Raw genomic sequence first — 3,295 nt, forward strand, 5'->3', positions numbered from 1 at the left:
GAGCAGCAGCGAACTCATCACCGGCGACAGGGTCAGCGCCACCACCCCGGACACGATCACCGCGCCCGCCAGGGTCAGGGCGAACTCGCGGAACAGCGCGCCGGTGAGGCCGCCCATCAGGCCGATGGGGGTGTACACGGCGGCCAGGGTGATGGTCATGGCGATCACCGGGCCGGCCACTTCGCGGGCGCCGATCAGCGCCGCCGCCACCGGCGACTTGCCTTCCTCGATGTGGCGGTGGACGTTCTCCACCACCACGATGGCGTCGTCCACCACCAGCCCGATGGCCAGCACCATCGCCAGCAGGGTCAGCAGGTTGACGCTGAAGCCGAAGGCCAGCATCAGCGCGGCGGCGCCGAGCATCGACAGGGGAATGGTCGCCACCGGGATCAGCACGCTGCGCAGCGAGCCGAGGCAGAGGTAGATCACCAGCACCACGATCAGCAGCGCTTCCACCAGGGTCCGCACCACCTCGTCGATGGAGGCCTGGATGAAGCGCGAAGTCTCGTAGGCGAGGTCGACGCGGACATCCGGCGGCAGGGTCTTCTGGATCTCCGGCAGCAGCTTGCGGATGCCGTCGACGATCACCAGCGGGTTGCCGGTGGGCGTCGGGAACAACCCCAGGTGCACCGCCGGGTCGCCGTCCATCAGTGCGCTGGTCTCGGTGGCCGCGGCGCCCAGTTCGACGGTACCGACGTCGCGCAGGCGCACCAGGCCGTTGCCATCGTTGCGGATGACCATCTCGCGGAAGTCGTCGACGTTGGTCAGGTCGGTGTTGACCCGCACGTTGGACAGCACGTACTGCCCCTTCACCATCCCCGGCGCCGCCTGGTAGTTGTTGCGGCGGATCGCCTCGGCCACGTCGGAGGCGGTCAGGCCGCGCCCGGCGAGGCGGTCGGCGTCGAGCCAGAGGCGCATGGCCAGGCGCTGGCCGCCAAAGGTCTGGACCTTGGCCACGCCGTCGATGGAAGAGAACATCGGCTCGACCACCCGCGACAGGTAGTCGGTCAACGCCGGGATCGGCAGGGTCTTGCTGGAAAAGCCGACGTAGGCTACCGCGGTGGTCTCGCCGGAAGAGCGTTCGATCACCGAGTCGTAGGCACGCTCGGGCAGCTTGTAGCGCACCGAGTTGACCTTGGCCATGGTCTCGGTCATCGCCTGGGTCGAATCGCGGTTGAGCAGCATGCGGATGGTCACCACGCTACGCCCCTGCACCGAGGTCGAGGAAAGGTAGTCGATGCCCTCCACCGACGACACCGCCTGGGCGATCGGCTGGGTGACGAAGCCCTGCATGAGATCGGCGGAGGCGCCGGGGTACTCGGTGGTGACGGTGATGGTCGAGCTTTCCAGCAGCGGGTACTGGCGGATCGGCAGCTTGCCCAGGGAGAACAGGCCGAGCAGCAGGATCAGCGTGCTGACCACCAGCGCCAGCACCGGCCGGCGGACGAACAGGTCGGTAAAGGTCATCGCGGGGTTCCTTCAGCGGCCGGCGACCGGCACGGGGGGCGCGGCGCTGCTCAGGGTGTCTTCCTTGACCGGTTCCACGGCCATCCCGTCGCTCAGGTTGATCTGCCCGGAAGTCACTACCCGGTCGCCCTCGGCGAGGCCCTGGAGGATTTCCACGCGACCGTCCCAGCGCTCGCCGATCCGCACCGAGACGCGCTTGGCGCTGAGCGGCCGGTCGCCTTCCTGGTGGGCGACGAACACGGTGTCGCCGTAGGCGGTATAGGTGACCGCGGTTTCCGGCACGCTCAGCGACGGCGCGTCGGCTTTGCGCGAGACCCGGATGCTGGCGAACATGCCGGCGGCGAGCAGGCCTTCGGGGTTGTCCAGCAAGGCCTGGACCTGCACCGTGCGCGACTTGCCGATCAGCGGGTCGATGGCGCTGATGCGCGCCGGGAAGCTGCGCCCCGGATAGGCGTCGACCAGGACCTCGAGGGGCTGGCCGAGCTTCAGCTCGGGGCTGGTGCTTTCGTCCAGGGAGAAATTGCTTTTCAGGGTCCGCGCATCCACCAGGCTGGCCACCGGCTCGGCGACGCCGAGGTACTGGCCGAGGTGCACGCGGCGGATGCCGAGCTGGCCGGAGAAGGGCGCGCGGATCGCCTTCTGGTCGATCAGCGCCTGGGTCTGGCGCACCGCGCCGAGCGCCATGTCGCGGGCGGCGACGGCGTTGTCCAGCTGTTCCTGCGAGGCGACGTTGCGCTCTACCAGCTTGCGCGCACGGGCATGGAGGATCTCGGCATTGCGCAACTGCGCCTTGAGACGGATCAGCTCGGCCTGTTCCACCGCGTCGTTGAGTTGCACCAGCAACTGCCCTTGCTGCACCTGCTGGCCCGATTCGAAGGCGATGCGGGTGATCCGTCCTGCCGCTTCGGCGGCCACCTGGACCTGGCGACCGGCCTCCAGCTCGCCGACGCCATCGAAGACGCGCGGCACCACCCGCCGCTCCACCGAGGCGAGGGCGACCTTCACCGGCGGGTAGCCGGCGAAACCGCCGGCGTCTTTCTTCGCCGAGCCGGTGGCGTAGACGGCGATGCCGATAACCGCCGCGCAGATGAGCGCGGCACTGGCGATCAGGACGGGTTTCTGCATGATCGCCTCAGGCCTTCTGGTAGGTGGCGGCCACGGAGACGTCCTGGCGCAGCCGCTGGCGTTGCGCGCTGGCGATGGCCGTGGCGATCAGGCCGCCGATCACCGCGATGTGCTCGAGGGCGAAGAACATCGCCAGCTTGGCTTCGACGCCGGTCTTGCTCCAGAAGGTGTGGACGATGAGGATGGTCAGCAGCAGGAACACCGCCAGCGCCCCGGCGCCGAGCCATAGCTTGCGGTCCAGCAGGACCAGCGCGGAGCCGGCCAGCAGGGTCACGGCGGTGGCGATGTTGAACAGCCAGGCCGGCTCCAGGCCGGCGGCGCGCATTTCCTCCAGGCTGGCCTGATAGTCGAACAGCTTCGCCAGTCCCGAGGCGACGAACATCAGGGCCAGGCAGATCCGGGCGGTCAGCCAGAGCCAGTTGCTTTCGAGCGAGTTATCGATGAAGCGCTGCATGGGTCGTTCCTTGTGCTGGTCGCCATCCGGCGCCGCGAAGCGGCCGTGGGGGCGGTTCGTGGTCCTGGGGAAACGGGGCGGTATGACCGCAGCGGGGACTATAAAACCTCAAGTTAAGTTGAGGTCAAGGGCGTCTGTGATTAGCGCTATAGGCCTTGCTGGGCGTGGGTTTAAGGTGGATTCGTTGGTGTCGCGGGACGGTGGGATGAGGGGCTGACGATTGGTCGCGGGGACTATTGGGGGAGGGGC

2 protein-coding genes and 1 pseudogene are annotated in these 3,295 nt (G+C 68.2%); all 3 read right to left on the reverse strand.

Translation table 11 applies throughout. The features are described 5' to 3' along the window. A pseudogene (gene mexI, locus FFS27_RS30700) lies at positions 1 to 1,467 on the reverse strand (multidrug efflux RND transporter permease MexI); the annotation flags it as partial. Positions 1,468 to 1,479: 12 nt separating this feature from the next. Continuing rightward, positions 1,480 to 2,592: a multidrug efflux RND transporter periplasmic adaptor MexH gene (gene mexH / locus FFS27_RS30705; protein ID WP_003093609.1), complete on the reverse strand. Its 1,113-nt coding sequence runs from the start codon at positions 2,590 to 2,592 to the stop codon at positions 1,480 to 1,482. Between the two features lie 7 nt (positions 2,593 to 2,599). Further along, positions 2,600 to 3,046, reverse strand: a complete 447-nt coding sequence (mexG, locus tag FFS27_RS30710) for a multidrug efflux RND transporter inhibitory subunit MexG (RefSeq protein WP_003093607.1) — start codon at positions 3,044 to 3,046, stop codon at positions 2,600 to 2,602. Positions 3,047 to 3,295: the final 249 nt, after the last annotated feature.

It is taken from the genome of Pseudomonas sp. 2VD (genome assembly GCF_005503585.1).
Taxonomy (GTDB): domain Bacteria; phylum Pseudomonadota; class Gammaproteobacteria; order Pseudomonadales; family Pseudomonadaceae; genus Pseudomonas; species Pseudomonas aeruginosa.

What these genes read in the sequence shown, in the direction of transcription:
- mexG (WP_003093607.1), bottom strand. Translation starts at nt 3,046, where the DNA reads ATGCAGCGCTTCATCGATAACTCGCTCGAAAGCAACTGGCTCTGGCTG.
- mexH (WP_003093609.1), bottom strand. Translation starts at nt 2,592, where the DNA reads ATGCAGAAACCCGTCCTGATCGCCAGTGCCGCGCTCATCTGCGCGGCG.